The organism is Streptomyces sp. NPDC057486, from assembly GCF_042802415.1.
Taxonomy (GTDB): Bacteria; Actinomycetota; Actinomycetes; order Streptomycetales; family Streptomycetaceae; genus Streptomyces; species Streptomyces yanii.
Map to the genome: position 1 here is coordinate 116,610 of NZ_JBHVEE010000006.1, position 18,626 is coordinate 135,235.

General features: G+C 73.1%; 12 protein-coding genes. 3 read left to right on the forward strand and 9 right to left on the reverse strand.

The window, feature by feature from the left end; all coding sequences use genetic code 11:
- The first annotated feature begins 2 nt into the window (after positions 1-2).
- Positions 3-425 (forward strand): thioesterase family protein, encoded by a 423-nt coding sequence (locus ACFU6I_RS05410; RefSeq protein ID WP_345518183.1) that lies wholly within the window; start codon positions 3-5, stop codon positions 423-425.
- Positions 422-1,108 (forward strand): hypothetical protein, encoded by a 687-nt coding sequence (locus ACFU6I_RS05415; protein ID WP_384361867.1) that lies wholly within the window; start codon positions 422-424, stop codon positions 1,106-1,108. The genes ACFU6I_RS05410 and ACFU6I_RS05415 overlap by 4 nt, the downstream gene beginning before the upstream one ends.
- A 254-nt stretch (positions 1,109-1,362) precedes the next feature.
- Here the strand turns inward: ACFU6I_RS05415 and ACFU6I_RS05420 are convergent, their stop codons facing one another.
- The 4 genes from ACFU6I_RS05420 to ACFU6I_RS05435 all read right to left on the reverse strand — a co-directional run bounded on the left by ACFU6I_RS05420 (position 1,363) and on the right by ACFU6I_RS05435 (position 9,054).
- Positions 1,363-2,322 (reverse strand): ABC transporter ATP-binding protein, encoded by a 960-nt coding sequence (locus ACFU6I_RS05420; protein ID WP_345518187.1) that lies wholly within the window; start codon positions 2,320-2,322, stop codon positions 1,363-1,365.
- Positions 2,319-5,138 (reverse strand): FtsX-like permease family protein, encoded by a 2,820-nt coding sequence (locus tag ACFU6I_RS05425; protein WP_384361869.1) that lies wholly within the window; start codon positions 5,136-5,138, stop codon positions 2,319-2,321. The genes ACFU6I_RS05420 and ACFU6I_RS05425 overlap by 4 nt, the downstream gene beginning before the upstream one ends.
- A 1-nt stretch (position 5,139) precedes the next feature.
- Positions 5,140-8,463, reverse strand: coding sequence for an ABC transporter permease (locus tag ACFU6I_RS05430; RefSeq protein ID WP_384361871.1), 3,324 nt, complete (start codon positions 8,461-8,463; stop codon positions 5,140-5,142).
- Between the two features lie 186 nt (positions 8,464-8,649).
- Positions 8,650-9,054: a globin gene (locus ACFU6I_RS05435; RefSeq protein WP_266985577.1), complete on the reverse strand. Its 405-nt coding sequence runs from the start codon at positions 9,052-9,054 to the stop codon at positions 8,650-8,652.
- Between the two features lie 323 nt (positions 9,055-9,377).
- Between ACFU6I_RS05435 and ACFU6I_RS05440 the strand changes: the two genes are divergently transcribed.
- Positions 9,378-10,361, forward strand: a complete 984-nt coding sequence (locus ACFU6I_RS05440; protein WP_384361874.1) for a methyltransferase domain-containing protein — start codon at positions 9,378-9,380, stop codon at positions 10,359-10,361.
- Between the two features lie 9 nt (positions 10,362-10,370).
- Here the strand turns inward: ACFU6I_RS05440 and ACFU6I_RS05445 are convergent, their stop codons facing one another.
- The 5 genes from ACFU6I_RS05445 to ACFU6I_RS05465 form a co-directional block, all read right to left on the reverse strand.
- The gene (locus ACFU6I_RS05445; RefSeq protein ID WP_384361876.1) at positions 10,371-11,531 is read right to left on the reverse strand and encodes an FHA domain-containing protein; all 1,161 of its coding nucleotides are present in this window, start codon (positions 11,529-11,531) and stop codon (positions 10,371-10,373) included.
- An 87-nt stretch (positions 11,532-11,618) separates the two neighbouring features.
- A complete protein-coding gene (locus tag ACFU6I_RS05450; RefSeq protein ID WP_384361879.1) occupies positions 11,619-12,980 on the reverse strand; it encodes a VWA domain-containing protein in 1,362 nt (453 codons plus the stop codon).
- A gap of 81 nt (positions 12,981-13,061) precedes the next feature.
- Positions 13,062-14,402, reverse strand: a complete 1,341-nt coding sequence (locus tag ACFU6I_RS05455; protein WP_384361925.1) for a PP2C family serine/threonine-protein phosphatase — start codon at positions 14,400-14,402, stop codon at positions 13,062-13,064.
- Positions 14,399-17,188 (reverse strand): tetratricopeptide repeat protein, encoded by a 2,790-nt coding sequence (locus ACFU6I_RS05460; protein WP_384361882.1) that lies wholly within the window; start codon positions 17,186-17,188, stop codon positions 14,399-14,401. The genes ACFU6I_RS05455 and ACFU6I_RS05460 overlap by 4 nt, the downstream gene beginning before the upstream one ends.
- Before the next feature lie 67 nt (positions 17,189-17,255).
- Entirely contained in the window at positions 17,256-18,581 is a 1,326-nt protein-coding gene (locus tag ACFU6I_RS05465) for a hypothetical protein (protein ID WP_384361884.1), read from the reverse strand.
- Between the last annotated feature and the right edge of the window lie 45 nt (positions 18,582-18,626).

The window sequence follows — 18,626 nt, forward strand, 5'->3', positions numbered from 1 at the left end:
TCTTGGCTCGTCACATCTACAACTGCCCGCTGCGCTGGTCGGACATGGATGCCTTCGGCCACGTCAACAACGTGGTCTTCCTCCGCTACCTGGAGGAGGCGCGCATCGACTTCATGTTCCGGCTGGCGCCGGGGGACGGTTCGCCGTCCTTCGCAGGCGGGTCCGTCGTGGCCCGGCACGAGATCGACTACGTGCGCCCGCTGGTCCACCGGCACGCGCCGGTGACCGTCGAGTCCTGGGTCACGAAAATAGGTGCCGCGTCCCTGACGATCTCGTACGAGATCAAGGACCCGGACCAGGTGTACGTGCGGGCCTCGACCATCGTCGTGCCGTACAACCTGGCCGAGGAGCGACCCCGGCGGATCTCCGCGGAGGAGAAGCTCTTCCTCCAGGAGTACTTGGCCGAGGAGCCCGCCGCGGTATGACGGTGCCCGTGCAGTCGCTGCACTTCGCCGACGCGAGGGAGGCGGCGGATCTCGCCGCCTTCCTCGGCCGCCTGCTCCACTACGACCGAGCGGCTGCCGTCCGGTTGCAGGCGGGCGGCGGAGCACTGGCCGTGTTCGGCAGGCCGCCGTCGTTCGAGGTCCTCGCGATCCGAACGGCGCGGCTGGCCGGCCCGATCGACTTCGACATCACCGCGTCCGCCGGTGAACTCCTCGAATCGCTCGACGTCGAGACGGGGGAATCCCGTGGCGGGCTGCCCGCGCCCGTCACCGGGCCGCCGTGGACGGGGATGCTCCCGCCGCGCACCGGCTGGCAGGAACGGCCAGGACTGCCCGACCCCGTCTCCCTGCGCACCGCCGTCACCGCCGCCGTGGCGGAGTTCCGCTCCCGCGACGAGGCGCTGCCCGAGGACCGCCGCACCAGGTCGGAGCGGGACCTGATCGGCCGCGACATATGGTCGCGCACGGTCGGCGGCACGGGACTCCCGCTGCGTGCCGTCCACGCCGCCCAGTCCCTCGGCTTCCTGCGCCCGGCCCCGGACTTCCCGGTCGCGCTGTTCGCCGCGGGGCCGTGGCTGCGGCTGCGTACCCCGTTCGGCTCGATCGCCGTGCGCGGCGCGGGCAGCGGACTCGGCAACCTCGCGGTGACGATCGGCGCCCGCTGACGCCGAGGCCGGTGCGGATCTGCGGGTGAGGCGCTCGCCAGTGCCCCTCCCGGCAAGCTTTGCCCCGTCGCACCGCCCGGCACGCCCTCCCTAAGGCCTCAAGGGTCAGGGAGCCCCTTCCGCCTCGGCCGAAAGCCCTGGTGGCTCCCTGCCCAAGCTCTCAACTTCGTTCGAGCGGGGAGACCCCGTCCGAGGGCGTCCGGCCGCCGTGCGATCGCACGCACCGGACGACGCTCCTCATGGGGCAAACATCGCTAGCGCTGCTGGTCGTCCGGCCACACCCCGATGTGGTCCTGCTCCAGCTCCAGCATCACGCGGTGCTCCATCCCGAGCGTCTCCGTGTAGTCGGCGGGCAACTGCAGCCGCCCCGCGCGGTCGAGCATCGCGTACTCGCGAGCAACCTGGGACTCCTGGCCCGTCGCCGCGTCCACCTCCGTACGGCGCAGCACCTCGGACGACGTACGGCCGTCACGGATGGCGACCGTACGGCGGACCTCGCCCGCCACCGCCTGGTCGTGGGTGACGATCACGATCGTCGTCCCCAGCTCCTCGTTGGCCCGGCGGAACGCGGCGAACACCTGCTCGCCCGTCGCCGAGTCCAGCTCGCCGGTCGGTTCGTCGGCGAGCAGCACCGAGGGGTTGTTGGCGAGCGCGACGGCAATCGCCACCCGCTGCTGCTGGCCGCCGGACATCTGCGGGGGCCGCCGGTCGCGGCAGTCCGCGACCTCCAGCATCTGCAGCAGCGACTCGGCGCGTGCGGCACGTTCGCGGTTCCGGCCGCGACCGCGAAGCTGCATGGGCAGCGTGACGTTCTGGATGGCGGTGAGGTACGGCAGCAGGTTGCGGGCGGTCTGCTGCCAGACGAACCCGACGACGTCCCGGCGGTAACGGAGCCGTTCCTTCTGGCCCATCGACAGAAGATCGCAGCCCGCGACCTTCGCCGATCCGGCCGTCGGCACGTCGAGGCCCGCCAGAATGTTCATCAGGGTCGACTTGCCGCTGCCGGACGCTCCGACGAGCGCCATCAACTCGCCTTCGGTGACCAGCAGATCGAGGCCCTGGAGGGCCTGCACCTCCACCCCGTCCGTGCTGAAGATGCGGACCAGCCGATCGCAGGCGATCAGCGCGTCGTGCCCGTACGAGGGTCGGTCGCGGCGTGCGGCGGCCCGCTGTTCGAGCTCCGCCAGCGTGGTCTCGGTCGTCGACGACGTCATCGGGTGTCTCCTGCCCTGAGTTCGGTGATCGATCCACGGCGCCCGGCCCACCAGGCTTGTACGGCTGCCACGGCGGCGGCGAGTGCGACCACGCCGAGCGCCGGGAGCGCCAGCGACCACAGGTCGGCCCGCAGGGGAGCGGTGTCGAGCGCGTCGGAGCCGGGCCCGCTGGACAGTGCCAGCTGTACGAGGTCGACGCCGGGTGCCAGAAGGGCGATCGTCGCCCAGCCGACGAGCAGCCCGCCGATGGCGGCCAGCAGTGCCTGCGGCATCGCCTCCAGGCCGAGGAGCCGTCGGCCCTGCCGGGGAGTGAGGCCCATGGTCCGCAACCGGGCCAGCAGTGCGGTGCGTTCCGGTGCCGTCTGCATCAGCGACAGCAGTACGGCCAACAGGGCGTAGCCCGCGCCTGCCGCGATCGCCGCCGTGTAGATCCGCTCGGCACCCGACTGCATGGGGGTGTCGACGAACGCCGCGCGCTCCTCGGACCGCAGCTGCAGGAAGAACGTCGGGCCCGCACGGTGCGTGGCCGCGCGAAGCGCCTTCGCGTCCGCCGAGCCGCCGGTGACCAGCAGCGTGGTGGTCTGCCGGTGGGTGAGGGACGCGGCGTCGACGACCAGGAAGTCGGTGTTGTCGACGGCCGGCGTACGCGTCACCGTTCCGACGACCCGCACCTTGAACTCGCCCGCCAGCGACTTGATGGCGCGCGGCCGTTCGCCGAGCCGCTCGGCCACGGACGGCGAGGCGAGGACGGGCAGCACCCGGTCCTTCGACGGCACGGTGCCCTTCCCGGGCGCTGCTCCGGTGGCCTTCAGCCGGTCCGCGGGGAACGGCCCGAGACCGGTCGAACGGGCCAGCCTCGCGTACGTCCCCGGATCGACGCCGACCAGTGTGGCTTTCACGTCGGAGCCGAGGTCGCCGGACGGCAGCGGAACGCTGTACTCGATCTGGACCGGCGCCACTTCCCGTACGCCGCCCGCCTTCCGTACGTCCCGGACCAGCCGGTCCGGGAGTTCCATCGCATCACCCTCGCCGCTGATCCGAGCGTCCGCACCGATGGCCAGCACCGAGGCGTCGTCCCGCGCGCCGGCGACCCCCGCCAGCACCGAGCCGCCGAACGCCGCCGTCGTCAGCGCTACCAGCAGCGCCAGCAGGGCCGGTGCGCCGCTCGCCGACGCGCGCCCGGCACGGGCCAGTGAGAGGAAGCCGACCGCGCCGCGCAGCCGGGCGACCGAGCGGGAGGCCAGCCGTAGCGGCAGCGGGTACAGGCGGGCGAGGACCAGTGCCGCGATCAGCCCCACCAGCACCGGCGCGGCGCTGACCAGGAAGTCCGGGCCACCGTCCGCGGCGGTACCGCGGCGGCGCAGCGCGGCGACCGCGCCGACGGCCAGCACCAGCAGGGTGAGTTCGGCAACCGTGCGGCGCCGCGACGGGCGGGCGGTCATCATGTCGTCGCGGGCGCCGTGCAGTTGCGGTACGCGGTGACCGAGCGTCGTACCCAGCGGCAGGGCAACACAGACCAGGGCGGCGACGGCTGCGGCCCCGACGACCGCGGGCCACAGCCGGACCCCGCCGACGGCGGCAACGGCGAGCAGCAGACCGAGCGCCGCCGCGGGCACCGTCGTCACCGCGGTCTCGGCGAGCAGCCGTCCGCCGATGCCGCGCAGCGATCCGCCGCGCGAGCGCAGCAGAGCCAGTTCGCTGTGGCGGCGGGCGGCGAGCAGACCGCCCGTCATCAGCAGGACGACGGCGGCGACGGCACCGATCCCGACGGCGGCGACCGTGACGACCGGGCTGATCGCCGAACGCATCGCGTCGTACTCGGTGAGGACGTCGTCCAGACCGGTCGTCAGTGTCGCGGCCGGACCGGCCAGCGCACGCAGCTTCAGCAGTTCGGGGCCGCTCTCCAGCGAAGCCACCCGGGAACGCAGCCGGTCCACGTCGAGCGCCGTGAGCCGGTCGGCGTCCGGCGCGATCCGCCAGTACGGCTCGGGCACACCGGTCGTGGCGAGCAGCGCGGGGGCCGCGTCCGGCGGCAGCAGCAGGGCCGCTATCCAGTAGTAACGGGGGGTGTCCTTGGAGGGCTTCGCGATCAGCGACGGGGTACGCAGCAGGCGCTCGGTCGACCAGTAGGCGGCTTCCGGAAGCTTCGGGGCGACGATGCCGGTGATCCGTACGGTCAGCGGCCGCTCGCCCCGGGTCGGTACCGCGATCGTCGAACCCACCTTGAGCCGCAGTGCCTTCGCGGTCGCTTCGGTGACCGCGGCCTCGACCTCCGTGGCGGTCGCGGTGACCTCGCCGTGGACGCTGGGCCAGGCGCCGTCGCGCAGCGTGGCGTGGGCCGGCAGGGCCGACGGGGTCGCGTACGTCAGCTCGGGGTCGAGGCCGTAGGGTCGCGGCAGCCATTTCTCCCCGGCGGCGATCGGCTCAGTCGTGTGGATGCCGTACGAGGACTGGGAGGTGTCGGCACGCACCGGTTCGGGCAGCCCGGCCAGGACCTGGCGGTGGACCGCGCCCAGCGCCGCCCCGCGCACTGCGGCCTCGCGCTTCGCCTCCTCCCCCAGGGCGGGCGGCGGAGCTGTCAGCTCCAGGACGCTGCGCCTGGGGTCCTCGACGGCCAGGTCGTGGCGCAGCCCCTTGTTCTCGTACGCGTCGACGGCCCGCGGGAACGCGGCGGCGAGGAACGCCGTGAGCAGCACCAGCAACCCGAGCGCGCAGGCGGCCCCGGGCGCGGTACGCAGCCGGGTACGGACCCACGGGGCACAGGCGCCGGCCCGGGTGATGGCTGTGGAACGACCGCTGTCGGAACGCGGGCTCATGTCAGTTGTCCCCCTGGTGGCGCAGCGAAATCGCCGGATCGGCGCGGCGCAGGGCGATCGCCGCCACGATCAGCAGCGGCAGCGCGGCGACGCCTGCCAGCAGCGTGGCGACCTGCCCGGCCGGCAGTTGCACCAGCACGGGCGGCACCGGCTGGGCGGCCTGCCCGGTCAGCACGATGAGTGGCACGACGGCCCTGGTCAGTACGGCCCCGAGTGCGAATCCGACCAGCAGCGCGATGGCGATCAGCACGCCCTGCTCGGCGGCGATCATCCGGGCCAGTCCGCGGCGCGGCGCACCCAGCGCCCGCAGCACGGCGAATTCGGCGGACCGTTCGCGCTGCGATCCGACGGCGCTCACCGCGAAGCCGACCGCTGCCAGCGCGGCGGCGACGACCGCCACCGCGAGCAGCGCGGACTGCGGTCCTGCGCCCAACGGGTCGCCCAGGAGATCCCGGGCCACCTCGTCGCGGACCAGCACCTGCGTCGGGTCGGTGTCGGGCTGGCCCCGGAGCGCGGCGGCGACCTTCCCGGTCTGGCCGGGCTCGGTGCTCAGCCACCATTCGGTGGCGGTGAGGACCGCGTTCGGGCGGTCCGCGAGGACCTGGCCGAGGGCCCTGAGGTCGAGCAGCAGCGCGCCGCCGTCCCGGAGCCGGGACGCCTCGGCGGCAGCGGCGGAGGTGGCGGCGCCCGGCCCGGTGGTGGGCAACTGCCGGACCGACCGCACGATCTTCACCCGGACCGTTTCGCCGGCCAGCGTGACATCGACGTCCTGCCCCACCTTCGCGCCGGACGCCTTCAGATAGGTGTCGGTGGCGACCGCGCGGAGCGCCGGGGCCTCGGCGCGGGGCGCGAGGACCCGCACGGTCAGGGCCGGTACCCCGTACACCGCGCCCTCGACCGGAATGGACCCGGTGTCGTAGCCGACCGTCAGCGGGTCCCGGTCGGACGCGGCAGCGTGGACGGGGCTGCCCTGCGGCGTCTCGTTGAGGAGGCCGGTGGTCAGGGTGCCCTGCCAGCCGAATCCGGCCGGGACGGGAACCGGCTGGTCGGTGCCGTCCGCGGTCACGGTCCGCAGCCGGCTCACGGCGACCCGGTGCGTCTCGCTCCGGCCGACGGGCTGCGTGCCGTTCAGCTCGAACCCGGTCACGGCCAGCTCACCGGCGGCCGCCACCGGGAGCGACAGGGGGTGCGCCCTGCCGTCGGCCGGTACGGTTCCGAGGAGAACCCGGTACGGAATGCCGTAACGGTCCTCCAGCTCCACGGTGACCTGCGGGGCCATGCCGGACGGCGACGTCCCGTGCGCCGCCGAGGTCACGGAGATCCGCAGGTCGAACCGGATCTCCCTGCTGCCCTTCGGCAGCAGCAGCCCGGCCCGCGCGCTCTTCGGCGGTGTGATCGAGGCGAACAGCCCGTCGGTCGGCCCGTCGGTGAGATCGCCGCGCATCAGCATCCGCTCGTCGGCGTGCGCGGTGTCCAGTGCGACCACCTCGGCCGCGCGGTCGCCGGACAGGTCCACCGTCGTACGGAATGCGGGTGCCGCCTCCCGTACGCCCGGCAGCTGTGCGTACGCCCCGGTCTTTGTCGGACTGCCGTTGATTCCGCCGACCATGCGCACCGACGCGCCGGTCCTGAAGTCCGCCTGGTCGCCCTGCGAACGGTCCCAGGACGCGCTCTGCCCGATCGCCAGCATGCCCATCGCGGCAGACAGGACCAGCAGGAGCACCGGTCCGGCGCCGCGCAGCGGACGGCGGCTGAACTGCCAGCCGGCCAGCGCGGTGGACAGCCCCCGGCCGCCCGCCGCACGACGTTCCGCCAGCCTGGCCGCGGGCGGCAGCAGCCGCAGCGTCAGTACGGTGCCCGCGAGCAGCAGCAGCGCGGGCGCGGCGACGAGCAGCGGATCGATACCGAGACCGCCCTTCCGGTCACCGCTGAGCGCACCGCTGCCGGAGCCGCCTGTCTGCCGGTCGAGCTGCCAGTACGCCACTGCCGCGATCAGCAGCAGCCCGATGTCGGCGCCCGCGCGCACGGGCCCGGGCAGCGAGGCGGCCCGGCTGCGGCTGCGCATCCCCGCGGTGGCGGCCAGCGCGGGTGCGACGACGGCCAGAGCACAGGCCAGCGCGACGGCGGCGGCCACCAGCCACACGGTGCCGGTCGCGCCCGTGTCGAGCCGCAGCCCGATCCGGGTGAGCTCGCCGCGGTCCGCCAGCAGCCGGGTCAGCGGCCCGGCCAGCAGGGGGGAGATGACGGCGGCGGGCAGCGCGAGCAGCAGTGCCTCGATCGCGGCGAGCGAGGTGATCCGGCCGCGCGAACCACCGCGGGCCCGCAGCAGTTCCGTCTCCCCGCCGCGCTCACTGCTCAGCAGCCGGGCCACGAGCAGCAGCGCGTAACCGGCGAGCAGCACCAGCTGAACGGCGACGATCATCAGGGTCGAGCGGGACACCAGCAGCGCCCGGTCGATCTGGTCGAGGACGGTGGGCAGCGAGGTCTGCACGAGCGCCCCGGCCTTGAACTCAGGGGTGGCGAGGAGCGCCTTCGGGCCCTTGGTCGCGGCGGTGCGCAGTGCGTGGATCCGGTCCGTGGTGACGGTACGGAAGTCGGCGGCGGCCAGCCACGCCATGTCGCCGGAGCTGATCCGCCCGGAGCCGAGCACGGCGGGGTCGGTGAGCAGCGGACCGTACGTGGTGAAGACGACCTTGCGGACGCCCCGCCCGCCGAGCTCGTCCAACTGCCAGTACGGGTCGGCCTGGTCGGCCGCCTCGTAGAGGCCGGTGATCAGGACCGGCAGCCTGGTGCCCTCGGCGAGCCGGTCGGTGAGCGTGAGTCGCGCGCCGGGCTTCAGCTTCAGGATGTCGGCCGCTACGGAGGGCAGGGCCACCTCGACGGGGGCGTCGCTCTTCCCGCTCCCGGCGCGGGGCAGGCGGCCCGCGGTGAGACGGACACGGCTGCGGTCGAGCGAGGCGAACCGGGTGAGATCGGGATCGCCGCGCCGGGCCGCCGGAGCCTGCAGGCTCCGCGGCAGCGCGTACGGCCCCGAGGCCTCCAGCTTCCGTACGGTCACCGGCAGACCGTCGAACGTCTCGCGGGCGGCCTTGCGCACGGCCTGGTCGGCCGCTCCCCGCTGCTCGCGCTCCACGTGCGTGGAGATGACGAGCGACGCGGACGCGGAGGAGCGGTGGGTGAGCGTGTGGCGCAGGGCCGCGTCTCCGATGGAGCCGGAGAAGGCGGTGAGCGCCGCCAGCACCGATGTGGTGAGCAGGACGGCCAGAAGGGCTGCGGCAAGAAGGAGCCGATGCGCCCTCACCCGCAGAAAGACGAACCCCGTCACCTGGCCCCCTCGGCTCTGTCACCCCACGCGCCCCCCGACGCTCCCAGGATGCTGTCAGAACGTCCCCACTGCTGGAAACCGCTTACGCCCACACCTTGATGGGATCGTGACCGTTATCCGGCCGCGGAGCACCGTATTCCGCACAGTGCGTGCGTGTGTATGGGGTGTGGGACGGGGGCTGTGCCGTCAGCCCTCGGTGTTCACCATCGAGGCGGCGGCGTACGTGAGGTAGTCCCACAGCTGCCGCTCGTGCTCCGGGGACAGCCCGAGCTCGTCGAGAGCCACCCGCATCCGGCCCAGCCAGGCATCGTGCGCGGCCCGGTCCACCCGGAACGGGACGTGCCGCATCCGCAGCCTGGGGTGACCGCGCTGCTCGCTGTACGTCCGAGGGCCACCCCAGTACTGGATCAGGAACAGCGCGAACCGCTCCTCGGCCGGCCCCAGGTCCTCCTCCGGGTACATCGGCCGCAGCAGCGGGTCCTCGGCTACTCCCTGGTAGAAGCGGTGGACCAGGCGCCGGAAGGTCTCCTCGCCGCCGACCTGCTCGTAGAAGGTCTGCTCCTGAAGCGTGTCGTGCGGATTCTCTGTCACCCGTCCATGGTCGCAGACGCACCGGCCGAGGACCCGGGACCTAGGACCCTGACCCGGCAGACCCGGACGGCTCACTCCCCCGGGGCGTCCAGCTGTGCCCGTACCGCCGGGGAGAGCGGCCCGCCGGCGAAGGGTGCCGGCTGGGTGCGGTGCCCGCGGACCGTGCTGCAGAGGGGAACGTGGAGTGTGCGAGCAGGGAGTGGAGGATGATCGATCGAATCGGTCGGAAACGGCGGCCCGGGTGGTGTGTACCTGGCGTCCGTCTGCTCCGGTCCGCCGTCCGCCTCGTCGCTTCCCGGGGGCGCGAGCAGGAGAGTGGAGGCATGGGCCCACACCTGGATCAGTTCGCGGCGGCCGGCGCCGAGGCCCGGCGGGCGATGCTGCGGGGAATCGTCGCGGGCGGGGAGTTGGCGGACCCGGCCTGGCGTGCCGCGTTCGAGGCGGTGCCCCGCCATCTGTTCGTGCCGTACTACTACGTGACCGGAACCAGCGGGCCCGAACGGCTCTGGTGCGAGGACCCCGACCCGGCCCGGCGGGCCCAGTGGCTGCACGGCGCGTACGCCGACGGGGCGCTGGCCACCCGGATCCGGGACGGCGAACTCGTCTCGTCGAGCAGCCAGCCGTCGCTGATGGCCCGGATGCTGGAAGAGCTGGACATACGGGACGGCCACACCGTTCTGGAGATCGGCGCGGGCACCGGCTACAACGCCGCGCTGCTCGCCCACCGCCTCGGCGACGACGCGGTGACCACGATGGACCTCGACCCGGAGATCACGGAGTCGGCCCGCAACCATCTGTCGGCGGCGGGCTATCACCCGGCGGTGATCACCGGGGACGGGGCGCGCGGCTGCCCCGAGCGGGGCCCGTACGACCGGATCATCGTGACCTGCACCCTGCCGTCCGTACCGCAGGCATGGCTGGCGCAGTGCAGGCCACAGGCGCGGATCCTGGCACCGCTCGCGACCGGTCTGATCCTGCTGCGGGTAAGCCCGTCACCGCACGGCCCGTATGCCGAGGGGCGGTTCCTGCACACACCCGCGTACTTCGTGCCCCTGCGCGGGGCGCCGCCGCCGGTGCGCCACCCGCACACCGGCGGAGTGCCGAGGCGGGTGGCCGAGAACGAGTTGTTCCGGTTCCTGCAGACGCTGACCGGCACCACCCTCGACCCGCGTGAGGCCCTCTCCCTCTGGGAGCGCGAGAAGCGCCCCGAGCGGGAGAGGTTCGGCATCACCCTCCGGGACGGGCGGCAGTGGGCCTGGCTGGACGACCCCGAGGGGCCGTACGCCTGGCCACTGATCGCCGGCTGAGAAACCCGGTCAGCCGCGGCGGATGGTGATCGTCGTCCACGCCCCGACATGCACCTGGTCGCCGTCCTGGAGCGGTACGGGGACGTAGGGCTGGATCGGGTCCTCGGCGCCGTTCAGCGTCGTGCCGTTGGTGGAGTTCTGGTCGACCACGGCCCAGCTGCCGTCGGGCTGCTGCACCAGCACCGCGTGCTGGTGCGAGACGCCCGGATCCTCCGGCGGCACGGACAGATCGACGTCGGGGGACTCACCGGTGCTGTGCCGGCGACGGCCGATGGTGACCTGGTTGCCGGTGAGCGGCAGGCGCTGCTCCGGGGAGTACGCGGGCAGGTTGAGCCCGGTCGCCTCGGGGCCGCTGCGCTGCATCATCGCCAGGAAGTACTCACGGTCCGGGGCGATGACCGCCGTCCAGCCCGCGGGCGCCTGGTTCTGGTTCGGGCCCTGGCTCTGGGGCGGCTGTTGCGTCGGCACCTGCTGCTGCGACGGCGGTGGCAGCATCCAGTCGTCACCCGTGGCCTGCGGCTGCGGCGGCGCGGGCGGGCCGGACTGCTCGAACGAGGGCGGCGCGCTCTGCTGCTGGAACGGAGGCGGAGGACCCTGCTGCTGGAACGACGGCGCAGGAGGCGGACCCTGCTGCTGGAAGGACGGGGGCGGCGAGCCCTGTTGCTGGAACGGGTGCGGCGGCTGCTGCGCCCCCGGCGCCGGAGGCCCGGGGGTGAGCGGCTCGGCCGGGCGGTTCACCTGTGAGGGGCGTGAGCTCTGGTACTCGTACGGATCGCGCTGCGGCGGCGGCGCGGGCGGCCCCTGCTGCGCCTGGAAGCCCGGCGGCAGGTTCAGACCGGGCACCGGACCGCCGGGGCCGGACCCGCCCGGACCGCCGGGCTGCGGGGCCAGCGGGGTGTACGACGTCGCCGTGTTCGTGAGGAAGTTCCAGCGGCACTCCTCGCAGAACGGCGCCATCGCCTCACGCGGGGTGCGGCACTGCGGGCAGAGCTCCGCCTGCTGGGTGGCGCCGGATCCGGGGCCCTGCGGGTAGCCGTATCCGGGCGCGGGCGGTGGTGGAGGCGGCGGGGGGACTGCACCCGCAGGCGCGCCGGCCCCGGCCATGCGATGGCCGCAGACCTCGCACCAGTCCTCGGAACCCGACTGGTGTCCGTTCGGGCAGGTCGGCATGTCGGCGCTTCCCCCTCTCCTCGTCCGGCCCCGGGGGCCGTCATTTTCCATCGCTTCGCCACGTCGCTGAGCTGCGCGGCCCTCGTGTCATTTCTTCACGCGGACGGTCTTGGTGGAGCGCGTTTCGAGGGTCATCTCGTCGGCCTCCGCGACCTTCGCCTTCAGTCGCACAGTACCTGTCGCCGCATCGACGACGTCGACCACCTTCGAAAGCAGTTTCGCAGTGTCCTCGTTCCCGGACGCCGATGCCAGCTGCACCGCACGGCCGAGTTTCGCCGTCGCTCCGTCGAAGTCTCCCGACTTGCGCGCATCGAGCCCCTGCTGGATGACTTGTGCCAGTTCCGCCTGACCGGTGTAGTGCGCGACCTGCGGATTGATCGAGGTGGATGCCACCATGTCGTCCGTCCACACCGCCCGTACCAGCCCCTGCGAGAGGACCTGCGGAGCCGTCGCGCCCGACGGGTCGGGGAGGATCAGCGAGACGCGGGCGGCGAGCATCTCCTGCCCGATCCCGGCCTCCGGCACCTGTACACACACGTGGTAGTCGCGGGACTCGTCACCCCAGGAACCGGTCGGGTAGTCCCCGGCGCGCGGGCTCGCCTCGGTGCGGCGGTCGGTCAGTTCGGCGACGGTCGGCGCGACCTGCTTCACGAACTTGATCTCGACCCCGACGGGCGTCCACAGGCGCAGCGCCACGTCCGCGACCTCCTTGCCCATCGCGTTCTCCATCATCTGCGTGAAGTCCGCGGCGAGCCCCGCCGGGTCGGCGACGATGTCGGCCGTTCCGAGCAGTGCCGAGGCTATGGCTGTGACCTCTTTCACCTCCCAGTCGGTTCCGACACCACGGGCGTCACAGGTGAAGCGGCCCGCACACGCGTCGAGCGCGGCCCGCAGGTCCTCCGGCGACTCGTGTTCGTTGCGGCCGTCGGTGAGCAGGATGCCGTGCCGGATGTCCACGTCTGCGGCACCGAGCAGCCGGTCGGTCAGTCGCAGCCAGGTGCCGATCGCCGTGCCACCGCCCGCGCTGAGCCGGCGCAGCGCCTCCTTCGCCTGGGCGCGGGTCTGCGCGTCGGCCACGGCGAGGCGGCCGTTGCCCGGATAGACCTCCTTGGCGATGTGCGTACCGCCGACCACGGCGAACGAGGTGCCGTCGCGCAGGGTGTCGATGGCCGCGGCCGTCGCATCACGGGCGTTGCGCATCTTCGTCGGCGGATAGTCCATCGAACCGGAGCAGTCCACCATGATCACCACGGCGGCTTTCGGTCCCTGGCCCGGCAGCCGTGCGGGCGCGAGAGTCGCCCCGGTCAGCGGAACGCCACCGGTGGTGCCGCCGCCGGTCGAGGTGACCGTGACGATCGCGTTGACCTCGCGGCCGCCCTCCGGCAGATATTCGTTCTGGTACACCTCGACGGAGAACTGCGGCACGTGGGACTTGGAGAAGTTGGCCATCTGATCGGCTCCTGGCAGAGGTGGCAGAGCTGGCAAAAGTCGCAGCGGACAAGGGCGCGGGCAGTACCGGACGTGGGGCCGTTACGCCGATCCTGCCCCTGGTGACGGCACGGCGAACGGCAGCAGAGCCACTGTTACGTTGTCGTGGCCCCCACCGTCCAGCGCGTGACCCACCAGGACCTGGGCGCCGTGCAGCGGACGTTCGTGCGCATCGGCCGGTACCGCGGCGGCCATCTCGGCCGCCGATTCCGCGTAGTTCCACAGGCCGTCCGTGCACACCACGACCAGACCCGGCCGGTCCGGTTTGAACGACGCGGTGTGCGGCTCCAGTTCGTACGCATCGGCGCCGAGCCAGCCCGTGATGGCGTGGGCGCGCTCGTCCGCGTACGCCTCCGCCTCGGTCATCAGGCCCGCCGCCACCATCTGCGCGGCCCAGGAGTCGTCCTCGGTGAGGCGTGCGGGAGGGTGAGTGCGGTCGTCCGGCACCCAGTAGGCGCGGCTGTCGCCGATCCAGCCGACGACCAGGAGCCCACCGGCGCTGATCGCGCCGACGAGGGTGCACGCCGGGGCGTTCGTGTGGTGGTGCGGATCGTGCTCCATGGCCCGGCCGTCGTCGTGGGCCAGCGCGTTGACCGACTCGGCCGCCGCGACGATCGCGTCGTGCATCGCCTGCTGCGGGTGCGCGCCGCGCGGCAGCGACTCCAGCAGCGCCTCGTTGGCCGCCGTCGCGGCGGCGGCCGAGGCCTCGTCGGGGCGGCTCGCCGAGGAGACGCCGTCGCAGACGATCGCGACGACGGCCGGGGAGCCGTCCGGCAGGGCGGTCGTCGACACCGCGAACGAGTCCTCGTTGCGGTGATGGCGCAGACCGCGATCGCTGACGGCCGCCACCGAACCGAGCTCCTGCTCCATGTGGTCGCGCTCGCGGGGCTGGGCGTGGCCGCAGTTCTCGCAGTAGCCGTCGGTGTCGACACGACCGGCGCGGCAGGCCACGCACAGCTTGGTGCCCCCGGTGCGTTCCTGCTCCGGAGCGGCGCCCGTGGTACGGGGATCGGGAGCGACGGGTGCCGCGGGCGCGGCCAGTTCGAAGTCGCCCGACCCGCCCGGCGAGTCGGAACGGACTCCGGCGGGCGGACCGGCCTGGCCGGACGGCTCCGACCGGTCGGCGGCGGGCGCGGCCGACCACTCCGCCGAACCGGAATCCGCCGCGGTGTGCCCGCCCGGACCGGCCACCGGCGCACCGGTCCCGTGCGCACCGGTCACCGGCACGGTGATCGCGACGGTCGGGCGGTCCTCCGGCGGCGCGGGGACGACCGACAGGTCGTACCCGCACGCGCCGCAGAACAGGTCGCCCGATTCCAGCGGCTCCTCGCAGTTGGGACACCTCGACAAGGCGGTCTCCTGGTGCATCCGCGACATCTTCACACCCACGTCCGGGGGCGGAAACGGTTGGCCCGCTCCACCAGTTCGATCCTCTCGTCGCCGCGCTGTGCAAGCCGGGCGAGCATCCGGTACGAACGCTCCAGGCCGAAACGCAGGCCGCGTTCGTCCAACTCACTGCCGAGCAGCATTCTCGGCCCGGCAGGCCCATGCGACTGCGACGGCGACTGCGGAGTCGGCGGCTGGGCCGTGGGACTCCCGGAGAGTACCCAGTCCAGCGCCGTCCCCAGCACCTCCGTCGACAACTGCTCGCGGCGCACCGCGTCCAGCCCGAAATTCTGCAGCCCGGTCACCTGGTCGGCGGCCGCCGTCAGATCGGCGATCAGCGGCTCGTGCGGGGCGCGCTCGCGCAGCCGGGCCCGCACGGCGGCGACCCGGGCCGCCGTGTAGTGGATCGACGCCTCGGGCACGGACTCCAGCGTCCGCACGGCCCCGGCCCGGTCCCCGGCGGCGATCTGCACCCGGGCCAGACCGAACGCGGCGCTGACGAAGCTCGGATCGGTGGTCCACACCAGGTGGTAGTACTCGGCGGCGTTGTCCAGCTGGCCGAGGACCTCCGCACAGATGCCCAGCGCCAGCTTGGGCGCGGGTTCCCCGGGGAACGCGTCGTAGACCGCGTCGAACGACAGCGCGGCCGTCGCGTTGTCCCCGGTCACCAGCGAGGTGATTCCGCGGTACCAGACGACCCGCCAGTCGTCCGCGTGCAGCGCCTCCAGACCCGTCAGCGTCTGTACGGCGGCCCCGGGTTCGTTCAGCTCCAGGCGGGCGCGCAGCTCGCGCAGCCGGGTCTCCAGCGAGGCGGCGGGAACCGCCTGCAGTGCGGCAATCAGTTCGGAGGGTGCGGACGTCATCACGCCGGCGAGGAATCCCGCATTGGGGTCGCTCGCGTCGACCCGCGGGACGGGCAGCGCGAGTGAGGTGGCCCGTGCGTCGAGCCCGGCCAGCCGGGGGCCGGCCGAGGCGTACGTCCCCGGGAGCGTGCCCGGATCGGCGGGCGCCGGACGCGGCGCCGGAACGGCCGCCCGGGTCTGCGCGTACGGGAGAGCGGCCGGGGTTCCGTTACCGCCCCGGACGTGGGTGGGAGGCGCCGACAGCGGGGCAGCCCCAGGAGCCCGCTGCCCCGGTACGCCCGGCACCGCGTGCCCCACCGACTCCGGCGCAGCCGGAGTCCCGGCGGCCCGAGCCGCTGCGACAGGAACCCCGGATCCACCCTTCCCCTTCCGCCGCCCGGCCGACTCCGCCCGTACCCCGAGCCGCGACACATCGCCCGTCAGCTCGGCGAACAACTTCGTGTCCGTCACCCGTAGTTCGGTGCCGAACAGCGTCGACAGGGCCGGCCGCGGACGCCCCGTCTGCAAGGCCACGACCTCCCGCAACACCCCCGTCAGCTGCTCCGCCATCTCCGACGCCGAGGCGAACCGCCGCGCCGGATCCGGGTCCGTGGCCCGGACCAGGAGCCGGTAGAACGACTCGTACGTCCGGAACACCTCGATGTTGTCCGGGTCGGGCAGCGAGTCCACGAACACGTTCGTGTACCCCTGGAAGTCGAAGGTGAGCACCGCGAGCGTCCGCGCCACCGTGTACAGATCGGAGGCGACCGACGGTCCGACCTCCGCGACCTCCGGCGCCTGATACCCCACCGTGCCGTAGATGGCCGACTCCTCGTCGTCCATCCTGCGCACCGCGCCCATGTCGATCAGCTTCAGCTGGTCCTCGGTCTGGATCGCGTTGTCGACCTTGAAGTCGCAGTACAGCAGATTGCGGCTGTGCAGATGACCGAGCGCCTCCAGCGCTTCGATGCCGTACGCGCACGCCTGCTCGACGGGCAGCGGATCCCGCTTCCCCGCCGGGGTGCGGCGTTCGTTCGCGATCTCCTTGAGCGCCTTGCCGCCGACGTACTCCATCACGATGTAGCCGTCGAGCGAACCGGTGCGCTGGTCGAGGTGCTCGACGAAGTTGTAGATCCGGACGATGTTGGAGTGCTCGATCTCGGCGAGGAAGCGGCGCTCCGAGATCGCGGCCGCCATGGCGTCCTGGTCGCCGGTGTCCAGCAGCCCCTTGAGGACCACCCAGCGGTCCGAGACCGCACGGTCCACCGCGAGATAGACCCAGCCGAGCCCGCCGTGCGCCAGACAGCCCGCCACCTCGTACTGGCCGTGCACGATGTCGCCACCCTGCAGCTTCGGTACGAAGGAGTACGGGTGGCCGCACTTGGTGCAGAACCCTTCGGTGCGTCCCGGTCGTTCGCCGCGCGACCGTCCCACCGGGGCCCCGCAGTCGGAGCGCGAACAGAATCGCTTCCGCTCCGGCACCTCCGGGTTCTCCATCACCGCGGAATGCGGGTCGGGCCGCGGCACGTCCGGCACCTGCACCAGACCGGCGCCCAGCCGATTGCGCCCGGAAGCGCCCGACGAAGCGCCGGAGGAACGCACCGACACCGAGCGGGCCGTGGAGGTCCCCGACAGGGACCGTGAGAGCCGCCCCGAGACCGAACGCCGCGAGGTCGACGAGCGGGACGAGGAGCGTGACGACGCCCGGGACGACGACCGTGAACTGCTTCGCGCAGAACTGCTGTTGCCCCCCTTGCCGACCGCGATACCCGTGGGCGGCGAGCTCACCGTGCCGTCCCCTAGTTCTCGGCCGCGCTCGAACGGGGGAGACCCCATCGATGAGACGACCGGGGCCAGACCGCAGGTGTCGCAGTACAGCTCACCGCCGCCCATGTCCTCGTAATTGCCTTCGCACGCGGGGCGCTGGCACTGCGTACTCATGGTCGGTCCCCCTGTTCGCCCCGCCGCCGCAGCGGCCCGTTCACCTTGCACGCACGCCTACGCGTACTCATCGCCGGTCCTCCGGTGCGGACGTCCGTCGGACGTCGAGCAGTTCCGCCACCGCCTCCTGATAGCGCAGCACCGCCTGCCCCGCGACCCGCAGATCGCACGGGGCGCTCCACAGCATCCGGCGCGCCGCGTCGTACCGCTCGATCAGCACCGGGTCCTCCGCCAGCCCGTGCCGGGCGACCTTCGCCTTGTACGCGTCCAGCCGGCCACGCAGCTCCGCCCGGACCGCCAGCGGCGCGGTGACCGCCGACAGCGACTCGCGGGCCCGCAGCAGTTCGTCCTCCGCCTCCCGCTCCAGTGACTCCAGCAGCGGGGAGAGCCGGTGCCACTGGGCGTGCCTGCGGTACTCCGACGCAGTGGCCAGCCTCTCCTGCAGCGCGGTCGGCGGACCGCTGACCGCGGGCACCTCGGACGCGGCGATCTTCGCCAGCACCTCGCCGCGCGCCGACCGGGCCTCGGCCAGCGTGCGGTCCGCGCGGGAGAGCAGGTCGCGCAGGTGGACCAGGCGCTGCTCGGCGTCCTGGCGGACCGCGAGCACCGCCTCGATCTCCCGCCGCACGTCGTCCAGCGCGCGGGCCGCCCGGTCGTAGCGCGTCGTGTCCGGACGTCCGCCGCCGGGCGCCGCGCTGCCGGGGCCCGGCAGCCAGAACGCCAGCGGGTCGGAGATCACCTGGACCCGCAGCGTGGCCAGCTCATGGGTGATCGACTCCAGGTCGTCGCCCGCCGGGTGCTCCCCGGGACGTACGCCGACGGAGTGCGCCAGCGAACGCGTCCGACGCAGCTCGGCGGCGAGCAGATCTATCCGGGCGGGCAGCGCGGACCATACGGAGTCGGAGGCGACGACCATGTCCAGCGAGCGCGCATACAGCTCGTTCATCCGCGTGACCAGCTCCTCCAGCGTGAACCGCTCGGAGAGTTTGGCCGGACCGGTGATCGACGGATCGGGCCGGGCGGCGGTGGACGCCACCGTGACGCCCTGGCCGCGCAGAAGTTCGGTCAGGGCCAGCAGGTCGTCACGGTTGGGGTAGCGACGCCTGGCCCGTATCTCACGTGCCGCGTCGATCGCCCCGGCGTAGGCGTCGAAGTACCCCCACAGCAGCGTGATCGACTGCTCGGTGGCGGCCCAGCGCTCCTTGGTGACACCGGTCAGATCGGCGCCCTCCAGGAGCCGGCGACCCGCATGGTCCTGCAGGGCGAGGAGCGAGGTCTCGATCGCCTCGTGCTCCGCGCCGAGCCGGGCCAGCGCACGGTCCGCCTCGTCCCGGTCCATGACCGGGCCGGGGGGCCTCCCCGCATAGCCGGGGAAGGGGCCCGCGACGCCCATCGATCACCTCTTCGCTCTCCCCGCCGGGCGGACCCGGCGGGATCA

Coding starts and splice junctions, on each gene's coding strand:
- ACFU6I_RS05415 (WP_384361867.1), top strand. CDS start 422: ATGACGGTGCCCGTGCAGTCGCTGCACTTCGCCGACGCGAGGGAGGCG.
- ACFU6I_RS05420 (WP_345518187.1), bottom strand. CDS start 2,322: ATGACGTCGTCGACGACCGAGACCACGCTGGCGGAGCTCGAACAGCGG.
- ACFU6I_RS05425 (WP_384361869.1), bottom strand. CDS start 5,138: ATGAGCCCGCGTTCCGACAGCGGTCGTTCCACAGCCATCACCCGGGCC.
- ACFU6I_RS05440 (WP_384361874.1), top strand. CDS start 9,378: ATGGGCCCACACCTGGATCAGTTCGCGGCGGCCGGCGCCGAGGCCCGG.
- ACFU6I_RS05445 (WP_384361876.1), bottom strand. CDS start 11,531: ATGCCGACCTGCCCGAACGGACACCAGTCGGGTTCCGAGGACTGGTGC.
- ACFU6I_RS05450 (WP_384361879.1), bottom strand. CDS start 12,980: ATGGCCAACTTCTCCAAGTCCCACGTGCCGCAGTTCTCCGTCGAGGTG.
- ACFU6I_RS05460 (WP_384361882.1), bottom strand. CDS start 17,188: ATGAGTACGCAGTGCCAGCGCCCCGCGTGCGAAGGCAATTACGAGGAC.
- ACFU6I_RS05465 (WP_384361884.1), bottom strand. CDS start 18,581: ATGGGCGTCGCGGGCCCCTTCCCCGGCTATGCGGGGAGGCCCCCCGGC.